The sequence below is a fragment of the Rothia sp. P5764 genome, from assembly GCF_048512965.1.
Taxonomy (GTDB): Bacteria; Actinomycetota; Actinomycetes; order Actinomycetales; family Micrococcaceae; genus Rothia.
The window spans coordinates 209,749-225,513 of sequence record NZ_JBLXXQ010000002.1 but is presented as its reverse complement, the minus strand read 5'-3'; the positions used below and the strand labels follow the sequence as shown (position 1 = coordinate 225,513).

Here is a 15,765-nt window from a genome sequence, read left to right as displayed (position 1 = left end):
AGGTCACCCAGGGGAGCTTTTCAAGCTTTACTTTACATAATGTATATTATCGGCTCTACGAAAACATCAATTTGAACCCTAACTTCAGTCAATTTTCGGCGTCATGTTACGCACGACTGTTGGTATCCTTCCAGGTTTTGAGGAGAATAGAAGGACTATAGGTAACGCAGGAGAAAATACATGATCGAGTGGTTTGCTGAGCATCTATGGGCCTTCTGGCTCTTGGTTGCAATCCTTCTGGCTATCATTGAAATCCTCATGCTGGATTTCGTTTTTCTCATGATGGCTATTTCTGCACTTACTGCTGCAGGTCTTTCGCCTTTCCTTGATTCATTTGTAGGCCAAGTTGTCCTATTTGCCCTCGTGAGTATTGGCTTGCTCCTTGGGCTTCGGCCTCCGCTGATTCGGAAGTTCCACCAGAGCTCACCAGATACGCCCATGAACACAGCAGGCTTGGTTGGCGCCCAGGCCCTAATAACCCAGACAGTCACTACCGACAGCGGGCTTGCAATGATTTATGGCGATATTTGGACCGCGCGCCCGGCTTCAGCAGAAAAGATTCTGCCTGAGGGCTCTAAAGCAACTGTTACAGAAATTCGGGGCGCCACAGCGTATTTGTCTTAAGACAGTTTCATTAAACACTAGCTAACAATTAAACCTTTACTGGAAGGTAAGAAATTGACTGCACCACTACTCACAACGGGCTTCATCCTGACGGCCCTCGTTGTCCTCGTACTCATTATTCTTCTTAAAGCTGTCCGCATTATTCCGCAGGCACGCGCTGGGATTGTTGAAAGGCTGGGCAAATATCACACGACCCTTACCCCCGGTTTCCATGTCACCGTCCCTTTTATCGATCGTGTCTTACCCCTGATCGACCTGCGTGAACAGGTTGTCTCTTTCCCCTCGCAGTCAGTCATTACCGAAGATAATCTGGTTGTAGGTATCGACACCGTTGTCTACTTCCAGGTAACCGACCCCAAGGCAGCAACCTACGAAATCACCAACTACATCCACGCTGTCGATGAGCTCACCAGCGCCACCCTCCGTAACGTCGTTGGCGGGCTCAACCTTGAACAAACACTGACTTCGCGAGACAAAATCAACGCTGAGCTCCGTGGAGTACTTGATAACACCACCGGACGCTGGGGCATCCGCGTCTCCCGTGTTGACATCAAAGAGATTCAACCCCCTCACTCCATTCAGGACTCCATGGAAAAGCAGATGCGCGCTGAGCGTGATCGCCGCGCTGCAATTCTGACCGCTGAAGGTCAGAAGCAGTCTCAGATTCTGACTGCTGAAGGTGATTCCCGCGCTGCAATTCTACGAGCCGAAGGCGCCAAGCAGTCACAGATTCTGACCGCTGAGGGCGATGCCAAGGCAGCTATTCTGCGTGCAGACGGTGAAGCCCAGGCTATTCAGAAGGTCTTCCGTGCAATTCATGCTTCAAACCCCAGCCAGAAACTCCTGACTTACCAGTACCTCCAGACCCTGCCCAAGCTAGCCGAGGGCGATGCAAACAAGCTGTGGTTTATCCCCACTGAGCTGGGGGATGCACTCCGTGGAATCGGTAAGGCATTCAACCCTGATGCCGGGAACGATCAGGACACTGCGACAGCTGAAGAAGAGGGAGCTACTCCCCCATCTTCACCATTGATTGACACCCCGGTTATTAAGGTCACCCCGGAGGATCTTAACCCCAATCTGGATAAGCTCGACAGCGGCCTGGACGATGTTATCGATGAGATTTCACAGGATGGAGCAGAATCATCTCTTGGCGCAACCGATATACCTAACGCTTCACACTAAACGGAAGCTATAATGGATACTCGGTCTGTTGGTTTCTAGCCGGTCTATAGGGGCGGTTAGAAACCAACAAACAATTAAGATCACCGTTCTTGGAGGAAAAAAATGAGCGATCGCAGCCTGCGCGGTATGCGCCTGGGTTCACAATCCATGGAAACCGAATCAGGTGTGGAGCCCGCTCCTCGCCAGCGCGTTGAGTACCGCACTGAAAACGGTGAGCGTGTTTTCGTTACTTTCTCACAGGAAGCCGAGATTCCCGCGACCTGGACTGCTAAGTCAGGCAAAGAAGCGCACCTAGTTTCTGGCGACGGCAAAGTTGAAGAAAGTGCTGATAAGCCCATTAGGACTCACTGGGATATGCTCCTTGAGCGTCGTAGCGTAGAAGAGTTAGAAGAAACTCTACAACGGCGTCTTGACGTCTACAGAGAGCGTCACTCCCTATAAATAGATTTCTTCTCAAGATGAGGAAGGGCCCCACCGGGTAAGTTTGGTGGGGCCCTTCTCATCTTTATTCCGTGAAAAGCTCTTCCTTATTTCTTGATAAGTTTGCGGATACGCTCAGCCCTGGCAGTCAGACCCCAGCGGGTTACCTTAGTCATTGAGTCAAGGATGATGTTACCGTCCATCTTAGAGCTACCGATTTCTCGTTCCACGAAGGTGATAGGAACCTCAACAATTTTAAGCCCGGCTTGCTCGGAGCGCCAGGCCAGGTCAACCTGGAAAACATAGCCTTTAGAGTCAATCCCCTCAAGGTTAAGACCTTTCAGAGCCCCGCTCTTATAGGCGCGATAACCTGCTGTGATGTCTTTGATTTTGGTACCCAGAATCAAACGGGTGTACATGTTTGCACCCCGTGAGAGAATCTGCCGGTGCGCCGGCCAGTTCTTGGTCTTTCCGCCGGGAACGTAGCGGGACCCAATAGCTAAATCTGCGCCCTGCTCAATGGCTCGCAGAAGGAGAGGAAGCTGTTCAGGCTGGTGGGAGCAATCAGCGTCCATTTCGATTAGGACGTCATACCCTGCTTCAAGGCCCCAGGCAAAACCGGCTAGGTATGCCCCACCCAGCCCGTCCTTTACCGTGCGGTGCAGGACCTTGATCTGGTGATCTTTCTCGGCCATGGAGTCAGCTAGGTCACCGGTGCCATCGGGGCTACTATCATCGACGACGAGGACATCGCAGGCAGGTACAGCAGCGCGAAGGCGCTCCACCACCATGGGAAGGTTTTCCTTCTCATTGTAGGTTGGGATAATAGTCAAAACTCGCATGCGGTCTCCTTATGCTGGCCTGCGGAACAGGTCGGTTACTTGAACCAGTCTCTCATTGTATCCTTTATTGAGTTCCACCGGGTTACAAAATACCTCTCATCGATTTGTTACCCTTATCCAATTTTTGTCCGGAGTTATACAGTGCTACGAGTTCAGGGCGAGAGACATCATCAGCTAATACAGGTAGCAGGGGTGTTCGCGCGCGAGGATCTGTGCTCCAGGCAGAAATTCTTGAGTCCGGGGTCTGCACCATCAGTTCAGTAACTTTCCACAGCGCACAGTGTGCGGGTGCCCCCGGCACTAACTGCCCACACCAAGGATTATTCTCTCCCTGCGCCCGATAGACCGCGCGAGTCATAGACTGAAAAGCCGCACGCGCAGACACAGCCATGTCATCTTGCTCAGGGTTAACAGCACGGTTCATTAATTCCCAGCCCAAGGCAAAAGGTGATCTTAGCGGGTCAGAGCCCAGCACAGCCGATGCTCCAGCCGACAGAGCATGGCTATAGGACTTATGGGATTGGTCAAAGTCTGATGAGAACCCAAGGCTTACATTGAGGTCTTTTGCACGCTCAATCAGGGACATATCTAATGACTGGAGCCCACCCAAGCAGGGGCTAATCCTCATACGGGCCAGCGAATCCATGCCAGCGAGCTTATCCAGAAATTCTTCGGCAACCGAGTCATCTGCGGGTACAGCAACCAGGTTGAGTCGGTGAGACGTAGCAAATTCGAGGGCCTGAGCCGTAACTTCAGCTGAATCCAGGCAGTAGATACCCTTGACCGCAGGGTCTGGGTGCTGCCCGGTGTTGAGCTTACTAGCTGGTAGGTAATACCTCACCCTTGTTGCTGGGCTCTCTTCAAACCTGCCTGTTGAATCAGTTAGCATCACATTTGCTGAAATGTACCCGGCTTGAGTCAAGGTATCGAGCAAGTCAGCAACCTGATCAGGTTCTGCGCTCAAGGCCGCAAGGGCAAAAGCCGGAGCCACCAGGTTACCGCTCAAATCAGTGCACCGCATGGAGGGGTCCAAAATAGAGCGAGCACCAGCATCTTGACCAACCCATTCCACATTCCCTTGGGCCACAACCATGGCAGTAGCAAAAGGATCTGCCGGGCTGTAGACCGAACCGTTCAGAAATACCTGTGTGCTCATTGTGAGCGTTCCTTTCTGTTCGATGTCCTAGAACTGGGTTGCAACGACGCCTCGCCGCAAAAGGATAATTGCAGCCTCGCATTGGGTGCGAAGCTGTGGATCTGTACTCGATACGTGGGCAATCTGGTCAAGACTATCAATAACCTGTTTAGTCCACCTGACAAAGTCACCCGCCGCGAGGTCCGACTGTGACAGGGTTCGATCCAGGTTGCGGCCGCGTGCCCACTGATAAATTGGCCAGACCATACCGAAATCGGGTGATGAGGTCTGTGGTAGTTGATGAAGTTTTTCTGCATCGTTGAGAGTGCTCCAATGTTTCAGGACCTTCATGAGGGCCTCTTCAACTCCCGAGGATGGATAGCGAGACAGTAGCCCGAATTCTTCTCGTTTAGCTTCGTAGACTAAGGATGACACAACAGCGGCAGTTGCTGCTGGGTCTAGCCCCTGCAAGAAACCGTCTTCCAGGCACAGAGAGGTCAGAAGGTCTTTCTCACCGTAGATGCGACGCAGTGATGCGCCACGAGAGGTCAGTGTATGCTCACCAGTATTGAAATCGACATAACCAAAGTCGGCAAGAAGCAGCGTGATGCGCTCAAAGACCTGGGCAATTGTATTGGTACGTCTTTGAATTTGGCGGCGGAGCCCATCTGTCTCCCGCGATAGCTTGTACCATCGTTCGGCCCACCGGGCGTGGTTTTCTCGCTCTGAACAACCGTGGCAGGGGTGATTACGCAATGAGCTACGCAAGCTATCGATTGCCTGTGACTCTCCGTTATCGCGTTCACTAAAGTATTTTTTCTGTGAGCCTTTACGCGCGGGTAATTCATGGTAGAGAGCCTCGCGAACTCTTGAGGCCATATCACGGCGTTCCTTGGGGGTCTTGCCCGTAAACTTCTTGGATACCTTGATCTTGGAGATAGGTAGGATAGGGCCATCGAGATCACGCGGATCAAGGCGCCTTAGCTGAGCTTTGAGGGTCAGGATTGAAGGCCTGGGGTTCTCCAAAGATTCTGCCCGCGAGAGTACCACAGCTGGTCCTGCGTTCCGGCCCTCGGGAATCTCGATGATATCGCCAGGAAGCAAATCAAGAATCGAGGCGATGGCCTGTGACTGCTGCAGGCGTGAGCGGCCCTTGGCAGCTTTCTTTTCACGCTCAGAAAGCTCCCGCCTCAACGATGCGTATTCGGTAAAATCACCCAGGTGGCATGTCATGGCTTCCTCAAAACCTGCAAGAGCTTTCTCGTTCTTGCGCACCCGCTGGGCAATACCTACAACTGACTTATCTGCCTGGTATTGGGCAAACGAACTTTCAAGAATCTTCTTTGTACGTTCCGCACCAAACTGGGCAAGCAGGTTAGCACTCATATTGTAGGTCGGTTTGAAGGACGAATTGAGAGGATAGGTGCGCTTTGAGGCCAGGCCAGCTACCTGTTGAGGTTCCAGACCAGGACGCCACAGGACAACAGCGTGACCCTCAATATCGATCCCTCGACGGCCTGCCCTTCCTGTCAGCTGGGTGTACTCCCCCGGCGTAATATCGACATGGGTTTCACCATTAAATTTGGTGAGCTTTTCTAAGACCACAGAGCGGGCAGGCATATTGATCCCCAAAGCCAAAGTCTCGGTTGCGAACACCATGCGGATGAGCCCCTGAGAAAAGAGCGTTTCCACGACTTCCTTGAAGACAGGTAGCAGGCCAGCATGGTGTGCAGCCACCCCTCGGGTAAGTCCCTCTCGCCACTCGTAGAAGCCAAGAACAGCAAGGTCCGATGTATCAAGAGATGACGTTGCCTCTGCGATGTATGCGCGAATTGTTTGAGCTTCAGAATCGGTCGTCAGCCTAACATCGGCGTCAATGCACTGAGATACGGCTGCATCGCAACCGGCCCTTGAAAAAATAAAACAGATACCGGGTAGCAGACCGTCACGGTCCAAAGCCCGAATCATCTGCGGGCGAGAAACTCTCTGAGGCCTTATATCCTCAGCGCTGTGTCGTGTTTTTTCCCACCCTTCTTCATATTTACCCTGCCGTCCCCTGCCCAAGCGGGAAAAAGACTTTTCTTGCCGCCCGTTCCTAGAACGCGGCCTAGGGCTCAGCTTCACCAGCTCAGGATTAACAGCCGGAATTTCAGCAGAGTTGGCGGCATCCTCAACTGTAGTCTCTCCGATGAACAAGTCCAGGAGCTGTTTGCCCACCATCACATGCTGCCACAGCGGCACTGGGCGGTGTTCGGACACAACGATATCGGTGCTCCCGCGCACCATGTCGAGCCAGGCTCCAAACTCTTCTGCGTTAGAGATAGTTGCCGAGAGAGCGATGACAGAGATGTGTTCCGGTAGGTGGATAATAACTTCTTCCCAGACAGCGCCCCGCGAGCGGTCAGCTAGGTAGTGAACCTCGTCCATAACGACATACCCGAGATTCTGAAGGGTCGCCGACCCAGCATAGAGCATGTTACGGAGAACCTCGGTGGTCATCACAAGGATGTCCGCCTCAGAATTGATGGAGGTGTCACCTGTCAGCAGGCCCACAGCCTCATGACCATAAAGGTCAACAAGGTCATGGTACTTCTGATTACTCAGTGCCTTAATGGGGGTTGTGTAAAAAGCCTTTTTGCCCTGTTTCAAGGCTAAATAGATAGCAAATTCGCCAACAATAGTTTTGCCGGCACCTGTTGGGGCTGCAACCAGCACTCCCCTACCATTTTCAACCGAGGTGCAGGCCTCACGCTGAAAACTATCGAGGGGGAATTCTAAGGTCTGTTCGAATCTGTGCAGGACCGTACGTGATTGAGCAGCGCGCTCCTGTGAGCGAAGATATTGTTCAGCATAGCTAGCCATACAGTCCATCTTAGAGGGGACCGGAGGCCACTCAGGGTTGCTATGGCTAGTTTCGGCCTAAGGCGGATAAGCAAAAACCCCGGTAAACAAACTACCGGGGTTTACATAAAACTAGAGATTTTCTCGACCAAGCCGCTCAAGTTCTTCAGCGCTAGTTGCTCGGCTAAGTTGATCGTGTGCCAGGCCCTCTGCAAGCTTGGCGTTCCTCCGATCCCTGCGCTTGTCATTGAGCATGGAAATGCCAATGGCCACAAAGAAGAAAAAGAGTAGGGGAAGCATTAGGTAGAGCATAGACATGATGTCGTTACCGGGAGCCGCAATAGCTGCCAGCAAGCCAACAACCACAACAACCCAACGCCAAGACTTGAGAATAGTTTTGCCCCGAATCAAGCCAATAAAGTTTAGACCAACCAAGACAACTGGAAGGACAAATGATAAACCGAAAACAAGCAGGAACTTAACCACAAAACCGACATAGATATCGGCTGTAAATAGGTTACTTGCTCCATCGGGGCTAAACTGAGACAGTGTTCGTACAGCAGTGGGCAGGACCCACCAGGCTAAAGCTGTTCCCAACAAAAACATTGGAATGGCTGTAAAGACAAAACTCAGGGTGTAGAGTTTTTCCTTGCGATAGAGGGCCGGTGTGATGAAAGCCCACAGCTGATAAATCCAGACGGGGCTGGCAATAACCAGACCAATGTACAGCGATACCCTCACTAGCTGATCAAAAGGTGAGGTAGCAGTCGCGTAGTTGAGCGCAGCTGTCCGACCGCTTTCAACATTGATTGCATAGACAGGAGCACTAATAGCTTCCATGAAAGGCTGATAGAGGAAAAAACCTGCCACAGCACAGATAATGGTCGCGATGCCCGCTTTAATGAGCCGGGAACGGAACTCACGGAAGTGCTCACTCAGGGCCATGGTTGCCTGAGGGTTGTTCTTCCGGTTATGTTTTTTCGCCATCATAGCCTTCTGCTATTTCAGTGGAACCCCACAAACCCGCACCCACTAATCCTGGGTACGGGCTGTGATATTTACTCAAAAACGCTCAAAAGAAGCAAGGAGTCTCTAACTTAGAGGCCCTTGTTCTGATCAGTGTTGGTGGGGTTATTGATAACTTCGCCCGAAACTACGTCATCAGTAGTAGATCCGGCAACTGTGGTGTTATCTTTCTTAGAATCCTTCTTGAGACCATCGACCTCTGACTTGAAGATGCGCATCGACTGACCCAGGCTACGAGCCATGCCGGGGAGCTTGGGAGCACCGAAAAGCAGAATAATGATGATAGCGAGAATAAGGAGGTGGCCAGGATGAGAAGCGAGATTACCAAACACGTTCGTCACCTTTCTTGGAGACGTTTAAGGTCTCCCATGAGTTGGGGCTGACCGAGTTCGCTGCGGCGTTGAGTGCGACGCTGGGCGCGGTCGAGCGTTCGAGTATTTTTGCCCTGGACATAATCCGAATATGCCGCTCTGACAGGTGTGAAGAAAGCCGGCGAAGTAGTTTTATCCACCGAACCGACAACCCTTGCCTGCCCTAGCTGGCTATTGATATCGTTCTCCCATTCCTGGGCCGCATCAATAGCCTGCATTGCCTTCTTGAAGACACGGTACAAAAGCCAGGCTAGTACACCAAGGGAGCACACAACCAGTGCACTCCATAGGACTATCCAAAACCACCAAGGCATACCCCTCATTATATATGCCAATCACCAAGAGAGAGCAGGACATTTAGCTCTAGGCTTGCAGTGATTCTTTGTACACTCATCTATGGCAGATACTCAGCTTTTACCCATACCCGTGGTTTCTATATGACTTACCAGTTCCTCTTGTATTTTCCCTGGTGAGAGCACAAATACCGTTGGCCCAAGCTCAACCAGAAAATCAAAGAACCACGACATATAAACCACTGATAGGCGATAAAAAAGCCCTTGGGATGTTTCAGCGACTTCCCGCGAATATCTATTGAGCAAGGCAACAGATTTCTCCCGGTGGCCACCTGAGATATCTGAGGGAAGAACAAGTTCAATCTCTTGCCCAGCCTTACTACCCACGAGCTCTCTGAGCCACTCGCGTGGAGAGCTGCTATCACTTTCAGGCTGGTGTTCGTAGACTTGCCCCAAAGCTAAACGACTTTCAAGAATCGAGCCAAGAGAGAAATTTCTATATTCCCTGGCAGTTCGGCACCAGGCCTTAACATATTTTGGCCCGTTATCGATAACCAGGCTCACCGGCTCAATCGTTCTGCTACTTGTGCCCTTACGCGAGCGATAAGTGATATTTAAAGGAACACGGTGCTCCAGAGCATACGCCAGCTCAGCATCGATATCCGCCTGATAAACAGCAACACGATTCTGAAGGGACTTACTCCCCCTCTGATCATCATTGCCCAGCGCTGACCAGAGCTTAAACTTCAGGAGCGAATACACTTTGCTGGCTTCTGAACTCGCAATCAGCTCAAGCGCCAGGACTAGAACCAGAGATTCAGCTTCCGTGAGCCTTACACCTGAGGTAATCAACGGCCGCCCAGAAGCTGTAACAAACCCGTCGCTCCTGATCTCCACCTCCAGAGAATCATAGTTCAAACTGTAGGAGAGATTCTCAAGCTCTGTACGGATCTTTCGCTCCGGCATATCAAAGAAATCTGCGATCTCTGCAAGGTACATACCCTCTTTCTCAGACACCAGGTTCACCATCAGAAGCAATCTGACCAACTGCTCTGAAGCGCTTTCACGAGAACGCTGTGGCGCAATGGGCTTCCACTCTTTTGGGTTGGACGGCGAAGTAAGCTGCGGAGTCTGCCGGTGCCAAGCCAACAGCTCTGAACGCAACTGCTCTTCTGCTCGAGCTACCTCAGCCTGGTACCCGGTATCTATTGTTGCCCCAACAGAGTAGCTAGCTATCTCACCCACCATGTGGGTCCTGCCTTGTGCAAGAGCGCTACGTGCAGATTCAAGGACCCCAAACGACGGTGAGACAAGAACCTGCTGAACCTCTGAATCTGCGCCATCATCGCTGAGGGGCACCGTCAGGACATGTGGAGTTTCTGCCGAACTTAGCTGCTCCAGCACCTCTATCATGCTAAATCCTGCCGGTGGCAGCGGCCCTTCAAGAGCAAGAACCTTGACATCGCTCATACGATCAAGCCTAAAGAGGCGCCGCTCCCTACGATCAGCATCCCAACCTGTCACATACCAGTGCCCGAAACGCAAACCCAAGCCCCAGCAGAATAATTTTCGGCTCTCGGACGACGCCCCGTAGGAAAAACTAACGCCCTTGCCTTCTGCCAAGGACGTAAGGCACTCTGATAAACCAGGCCCCGCCGTAAAGCGTGCCACTTCCCCAGAATCCTCCTGGATACCATAGCCAGTTAAAGTCCCAAGTTTAAGCAAAGCTGAACGCACCTGACGTTCAAGGTCGGTTCCCTCCCAGGCACGAGCACAGCGATTCAAAACAGCACAATCAATCAAAGAGAAACTAACCGGCGCAGCAGGAACCCTCCGCTCAACACGGTAGATAAAACCCGACTCAACCGATGGATCACGCTCAGCGACCAAGCTGATACCCAAAGCACGCAAAACCTGTTTATCTCTCTCAAAAGTTCTTTCAAAAGCCGCGAGCGTTCCTAAACTACGATAGCCCGGTACACGCCACCTAATTTCTTCACGTTCAATACCCCGGGGCATAGCAGAAAGCACTTCTAAGAGCGCTAATGAACGTTCCACAGCTTTTGAAGTCACATATACAAAGATAGCCCCCGGACTGAGCTGTCCGGGGGCTAAACACAGATTTTTGCTGAACCTGTTAGGCCTTACCGCTTGGTGACATCGACCAGATCAACAACAAAAATCAGTGACTCATTGGGGCCAATTGCAGCACCGGCACCGCGCTCGCCATAGGCCATATCGCTAGGAATCTCCAGACGACGGCGTCCACCAACCTTCATGCCAAGCAGGCCCTGGTCCCAACCGCGAATAACCATACCAACACCTACCTGAAAGCGGAGCGGTTCCCCTCGACCCCACGAGGCATCAAATTCTTCACCGGTGGAAAAGGCAACACCAACATAATGCGCAGAAACTGTGTCACCGGGTTCGACGATATCGCCGGCACCCTCAATTTCATCGATGATAACGAGCTCTTCGGGCACGCCACCTTCCGGAAAATCAATTTCTGGCTTAGTGCGATCAAGTTTGCGCTGACCAAAAGACATAAGATTATTACCCTTCTAAAGTATTATTCGCTCGCTGAGGCTGAAGCTTCAGCAGATTCGGATTCAGTGCTTGTTGCTTCAGCGGACGCGGGAGCAGATTCAGCGGTAGCGGAGGGAGAAGCTTCTGCACGAGAAGGAGCGCTACCAACAATATCAACGACAAAGACCAGGGCACCTTCAGGGGCACCCGAGCTAGCGGCATCTTCACCGTATGCCAGCTCGCTCGGAATAATGAGAAGCACACGGGAGCCAACGGTCTTGCCAGCTAGGCCCTTCTTCCAGCCCTCAATAACCTGTGAAAGAGAGAGACCAGCGGGAGTCTTGCCGTAGTTTCCATCAAACTCAGCGCCGTCAGACCAGGTCGCACCGACATAGTTGACGTAAACAGTATCGGTTTCGGTAATAGCCGGGCCGTTACCGGTGATTAAGTCCTCGGTATAGAGCTCGGTGGGTGCATCCCCGCGATCCTCAGCAAGCTTGAGGGTAGCAGTACCGTCATCGGTGAGCGAGAAAGATTCAAGCGCGGTTGACTTCTTCTCCTTAGCCTGACCTTCAGCGCTCTTCAGTAGCTTGCCTGAAACCGTGTAGACCTCAACGTTGGTTGCTGTACCGGGTGAGACAGTCGGTGTAGCCGAAGCTGTTGCGGTGGATGTAGCGTCGATGTTAGTGGTGTATGAGAAAGATACACCCACTTTGGAGTCAACCAGAATCTCGTAGAGCTCGGGAGCCGCTGTTTTCAGGCTTTCGCCGACAGGGATAATCATGGGATTGCTAGCGTAAGTGCTATCAAGGGCACTCGTATCTGCACCGTTAAAGACAGTGGCATCAACGAGCAGGGTGTCGCCGTCCTTAATGGTTTCACCCTCACCATCAGAAATCTTGTAGGCTTCAGCATCAGAAGCCGCAAAGGGGGTAGCAAAAGAGACTGATGGCTGAGCTGTTGCACCGTTCATGGAGTAGTTGACATCTGAGAGCTTCGAGCTGTTGCTTGAGCCAGTGCCGCAGGCCGACAGCGCCAAAGCGAGCGCGGCTGCACTTGAAAGGATGAGGGTTGACTTTTTCTTCACGGGGGTTCACTTTCTAGGGTCTGCCAAATATGACGGGATTCTTAACCGGGTTCATACTATCTGATAGACCTGGTTGAGTTCTGAAAAATTGCTAATATCCACTAAATAAACGGGGTCTGCCAGGTCTGTTTTTCCTTGTGCCCTAGAGAACTGAGCAGTTCATCTAGCTGGCTATTTTGAGTTTCAAACGGGTCTTTGCACATGATGGTGTGCTGGGGTCTGTTGTTGAGCTTCAGGTGAACCCAGTCAACGGTAAAGGGCTCCCCCGCGGCTCTGGCGGCGCTAATAAAGCGGCCACGAAGTGCAGCGCGTGTTGCTGGTGGGTTGACTGCCGCATGGGCTATGTCGGTTTGCTCGACCAAGTTCTTGATAAGGCCCTTACGGCTGAGCAACCCAAAGATGCCGCGCTCCGGGTCAATATCATGATAGGCAAGATCAAGCTGTTGAATCTTGGGGTCGTCATACCCGTGAGCGCCCCGCGCAATATAGGTGTCCAGGAGTTTTTTCTTGATGGCCCAGTCGATTTCAGTGTCGATGAGGGATGTGTCGCCTGTTTCAACCGCGTCAAGGGCCCGCCCCCAGAGGTCGAGTACATAGGGGACATCGGGGTGGTGGGGGCCTTTGTGCTCAATGTATTGGGTGGCCGCTTGGTGGTAGTGGCGTTGTAGGGTCAGTGCGTTGGCCTGGGTGCCGTTGGACAGATCGAAGATGGCGGTGCCGGTGAGGTCGTGGGAGATGACGCGCAGGGCGGTTGCGGTGTCTTTGATGTCGTAGGTATTCAGGGGGTAGTAGTCTTCGAGCATGCGCAGGACAAGCTCGGTGGCTCCGAGTTTGAGCAGGGTTGTTGCCTGTGACATGTTGGAGTCGCCGTTGATGACGTGCATGCGGCGGTAGAGGGAGGCATCGGCGTGGGGTTCATCGCGGGTGTTGATGATAGGGCGGGCTCGGGTGGTGGCGGTTGATGAGCCTTCCCAGATGTAGTCGGCCCGTTGGGAGAAGGAGTAGCTGGGGTGCCCTGGGGTTCCGAGGGTGCGTCCGCCCCATTGGGGTGGGCCTTGGGGGTGGGTTTTGCCAGCGCCTACGATGATTTGGCGTGTGATGAGGAAGGGTATGAGCGATCGCATGAGCCGGGAGAATTCTACTTTGCGTTCGAGCATGTAGTTTTCGTGGGAGCCAAAGGAGTTGCCGGCCGAATCTACGTTGTTCTTGAAGAGAAAGATTTGGCCCTTGTAGCCCTCTGCTTCGAGATGGTCTTGTGCTTGGTTGACCAGGTCGTTGAGCAGGTACTCCCCCGCTTTGTCTTGGGTAAGGGCGTCGCGGATTGAGGCGGTTTCTGCGGTGGCGTATTCGGGATGGGAGCCTACGTCGAGGTAGAGTCGTCCCCCGTTGGGAAGAAAGACATTCGATGAGCGCCAGGTGTCGACCACGGGTTTGAAGAGCTTTCGGGCTGCTTCTTCGGGTGAGAGGGGGCCGAGCCCACGGGGTATGTAGCGGATACCGAATTCTGTTTCGATTCCGAATATTCTGCGTTCCATCTGTGTCCTTGCCGCTGGTTGAGGGGTGTGGGTGGGGCCTGGGGCTCTTATTGGCCGCCCTTTTGGACGAATCCTTTGACGAAGTCTTCTGCGTTTTCCTCGAGGACACCGTCGATTTCGGCTAGGAGGTCATCGATTTCGGAGACAGCCTGGTGGTTGATGTCGGTTGTGGTGGTTGCCAGTTGGATTTCGTCGGTTCCCTGGCTGGTGGCCTGCTTCTGGTTCTGTGCTTGGCTTTGGATGCGTTCCATGGTGTTTTCCTTTGCTGGGGTTGGTTAGTGTTCGGTCTTGTTCAATAGAGCGAAGAGTTGGTCAGCGTGGGCAAGACCGAGGTGGGGTTCTACTGTTTCTGCGGTGAAGCCGGTGGGGTCGTCCATGTGCAGACGGTGCAGGTCAATTGAGAGCGGGTTGCGGGCTGAGAGGGTATCCCAGTTAGCTCCTAGGACTTCATCGGGCCAGGTGGTGATGAATTTGCCGCGAAGGTAGGCGCGAGTGTCACGAGGCGGTTCGTGGGCGGCGCGGGCAATCTCTTGTGGGGTGAAGAGGGTCTTCATGCGCCCCAGGGCTACCAGCTTGTGGTAGAGGCCTTTGGTGGTTCTGACATCGGAGTATTGCAGATCGATGGCTGCCAGTTTGGGGTCGGCCCAGGTATGTCCCTTGGCAATGTAGGAGCTCATGAGGGCGTATTTGGCAACCCAGTCCAGTCGGTCTGCCAGGGAGAGCAGATCATGTTCTAGTGCCTGGAGTGTGTCTGCCCAAAGATCCAGAATCTCTTGGGTTTCGGGGTCGGGGTTGGCTTCGAGGTTTCGGGCGGCCTGGAGGTAGGCATCTTGAATCTCCAGGGCGGTCATTTCGCCGCCGCTAGCCAGTGCTAGGGGCTGTTTGAGGCTAAGATCATGGCTGACAGCGTGCATGGCTTGCACCGGGTCCGCCAGCTTAATGGCTGGGACCTGCTGAGCCTCTACCAGGTTGAGTACCAAGGACATGGTGCCAAACTTCAGCAGGTTTGAGTAGTGTGAGAGGTTAGCATCGCCGGTGATCACGTGGAGCCTGCGGTATTTACTGCTCTCGGCGTGCGGTTCGTCCCGAGTATTAACCAGAGGCCTGCGAACTGTGGTTTCTAAGCCAACGGTGCGTTCAAAGAAATCGGCGCGCTGTGAGATTTGGAAGCCGGCTCTCTCCGCTGCTGTTCCCAGCCCTACGCGTCCAGCACCCACCATAATCTGGCGGGTGGCGAAGAAGGGCAGTAGGGCCGCTGTCAGGTACTCAAAATCTACTGAGCGCGGGAGCAGGTAGTTCTCGTGAGACCCGTAGGACTGCCCCTTGCCGTCAGTGTTGTTCTTATAGAGGTTAACAGCAGGCATGGCGCTCTGCTCCCCCTGAACCATACGCTCAATGGTTGCTACGCTCTGGGCTGCTATATGGTCCCCGGCGGCATCCCACAGAACCGCATGGCGCGGGTTGGTGACTTCGGGCGATGAGTACTCGGGGTGGGCATGATCTACGTAGAGGCGAGCGCCGTTGGGCAGTATGGAGTTCATGGTGACCGCGTCCCAGTCGATGCGTTCGGCAAAGTGACCCGCTTCACTGAGTGCTTCGGCGGCGATGTCTTCGCTGGTCAGGATTTGAGCTGTGTCGGTGAGTTGGCTGGGGTGGGCCTTTTCGCGCGTAACGGTGAAGCCTCGGGCATCGGTGAGCGGGGTTTCTGAGCTGTATTCCCAGGTGCTGTTGAGCTCGGACGTGAGCTTCTCTTTAAAGAGGGTGTCATAGGTGTTGACGACAAAGGCCGAGAGAACGGTGGGGTTAGCATGGGGCTTAGCTGGGGCATGGACCCCGTATTCGGTTTCGGCTCCCATGATACGGCGAACGGTCACGGTATC

15 protein-coding genes are annotated in these 15,765 nt (G+C 53.2%); 3 read left to right on the top strand and 12 right to left on the bottom strand.

Features of this window, described 5'->3' with window-relative positions; genetic code table 11:
* Positions 1 to 180: 180 nt before the first annotated feature.
* From ACN08Y_RS04680 to ACN08Y_RS04670, 3 genes are all read left to right on the top strand, one after another.
* Positions 181 to 624, top strand: a complete 444-nt coding sequence (locus ACN08Y_RS04680; protein ID WP_419104499.1) for an NfeD family protein — start codon at positions 181 to 183, stop codon at positions 622 to 624.
* A gap of 54 nt (positions 625 to 678) precedes the next feature.
* Positions 679 to 1,809: an SPFH domain-containing protein gene (locus ACN08Y_RS04675; RefSeq protein WP_419099704.1), complete on the top strand. Its 1,131-nt coding sequence runs from the start codon at positions 679 to 681 to the stop codon at positions 1,807 to 1,809.
* 102 nt (positions 1,810 to 1,911) lie between these two features.
* Entirely contained in the window at positions 1,912 to 2,250 is a 339-nt protein-coding gene (locus tag ACN08Y_RS04670; protein WP_419099705.1) for an RNA polymerase-binding protein RbpA, read from the top strand.
* An 86-nt stretch (positions 2,251 to 2,336) separates the two neighbouring features.
* Here the strand turns inward: ACN08Y_RS04670 and ACN08Y_RS04665 are convergent, their stop codons facing one another.
* From ACN08Y_RS04665 to dop, 12 genes are all read right to left on the bottom strand, one after another.
* Positions 2,337 to 3,071 carry a polyprenol monophosphomannose synthase gene (locus ACN08Y_RS04665; RefSeq protein ID WP_419104498.1) on the bottom strand — a complete coding sequence of 245 codons (735 nt, stop codon included), beginning with the start codon at positions 3,069 to 3,071 and terminating at the stop codon, positions 2,337 to 2,339.
* Between the two features lie 82 nt (positions 3,072 to 3,153).
* Positions 3,154 to 4,227, bottom strand: coding sequence for a hypothetical protein (locus tag ACN08Y_RS04660; RefSeq protein WP_419111980.1), 1,074 nt, complete (start codon positions 4,225 to 4,227; stop codon positions 3,154 to 3,156).
* Between the two features lie 27 nt (positions 4,228 to 4,254).
* Complete coding sequence (locus tag ACN08Y_RS04655) at positions 4,255 to 7,068, bottom strand: DEAD/DEAH box helicase (protein WP_419111979.1); 2,814 nt, start codon at positions 7,066 to 7,068, stop codon at positions 4,255 to 4,257.
* A gap of 111 nt (positions 7,069 to 7,179) precedes the next feature.
* A complete protein-coding gene (gene tatC, locus ACN08Y_RS04650) occupies positions 7,180 to 8,034 on the bottom strand; it encodes a twin-arginine translocase subunit TatC (RefSeq protein ID WP_419111978.1) in 855 nt (284 codons plus the stop codon).
* 110 nt (positions 8,035 to 8,144) lie between these two features.
* Positions 8,145 to 8,405 (bottom strand): Sec-independent protein translocase subunit TatA, encoded by a 261-nt coding sequence (gene tatA, locus ACN08Y_RS04645; protein WP_419099710.1) that lies wholly within the window; start codon positions 8,403 to 8,405, stop codon positions 8,145 to 8,147.
* Between the two features lie 5 nt (positions 8,406 to 8,410).
* Positions 8,411 to 8,662, bottom strand: coding sequence for a hypothetical protein (locus ACN08Y_RS04640; protein WP_419099711.1), 252 nt, complete (start codon positions 8,660 to 8,662; stop codon positions 8,411 to 8,413).
* Positions 8,663 to 8,851: 189 nt separating this feature from the next.
* On the bottom strand, positions 8,852 to 10,795 hold the full coding sequence (locus ACN08Y_RS04635; protein WP_419111977.1) for a helix-turn-helix transcriptional regulator: 1,944 nt from the start codon (positions 10,793 to 10,795) through the stop codon (positions 8,852 to 8,854).
* 86 nt (positions 10,796 to 10,881) lie between these two features.
* The gene (locus tag ACN08Y_RS04630; RefSeq protein ID WP_419099713.1) at positions 10,882 to 11,283 is read right to left on the bottom strand and encodes an FKBP-type peptidyl-prolyl cis-trans isomerase; all 402 of its coding nucleotides are present in this window, start codon (positions 11,281 to 11,283) and stop codon (positions 10,882 to 10,884) included.
* Positions 11,284 to 11,306: 23 nt separating this feature from the next.
* Positions 11,307 to 12,350 carry an FKBP-type peptidyl-prolyl cis-trans isomerase gene (locus tag ACN08Y_RS04625; protein WP_419104493.1) on the bottom strand — a complete coding sequence of 348 codons (1,044 nt, stop codon included), beginning with the start codon at positions 12,348 to 12,350 and terminating at the stop codon, positions 11,307 to 11,309.
* A gap of 101 nt (positions 12,351 to 12,451) precedes the next feature.
* Entirely contained in the window at positions 12,452 to 13,885 is a 1,434-nt protein-coding gene (gene pafA / locus ACN08Y_RS04620; RefSeq protein WP_419111976.1) for a Pup--protein ligase, read from the bottom strand.
* A gap of 47 nt (positions 13,886 to 13,932) precedes the next feature.
* Complete coding sequence (locus ACN08Y_RS04615) at positions 13,933 to 14,136, bottom strand: ubiquitin-like protein Pup (RefSeq protein ID WP_419104491.1); 204 nt, start codon at positions 14,134 to 14,136, stop codon at positions 13,933 to 13,935.
* A gap of 24 nt (positions 14,137 to 14,160) precedes the next feature.
* Entirely contained in the window at positions 14,161 to 15,741 is a 1,581-nt protein-coding gene (dop, locus tag ACN08Y_RS04610; RefSeq protein WP_419112052.1) for a depupylase/deamidase Dop, read from the bottom strand.
* Between the last annotated feature and the right edge of the window lie 24 nt (positions 15,742 to 15,765).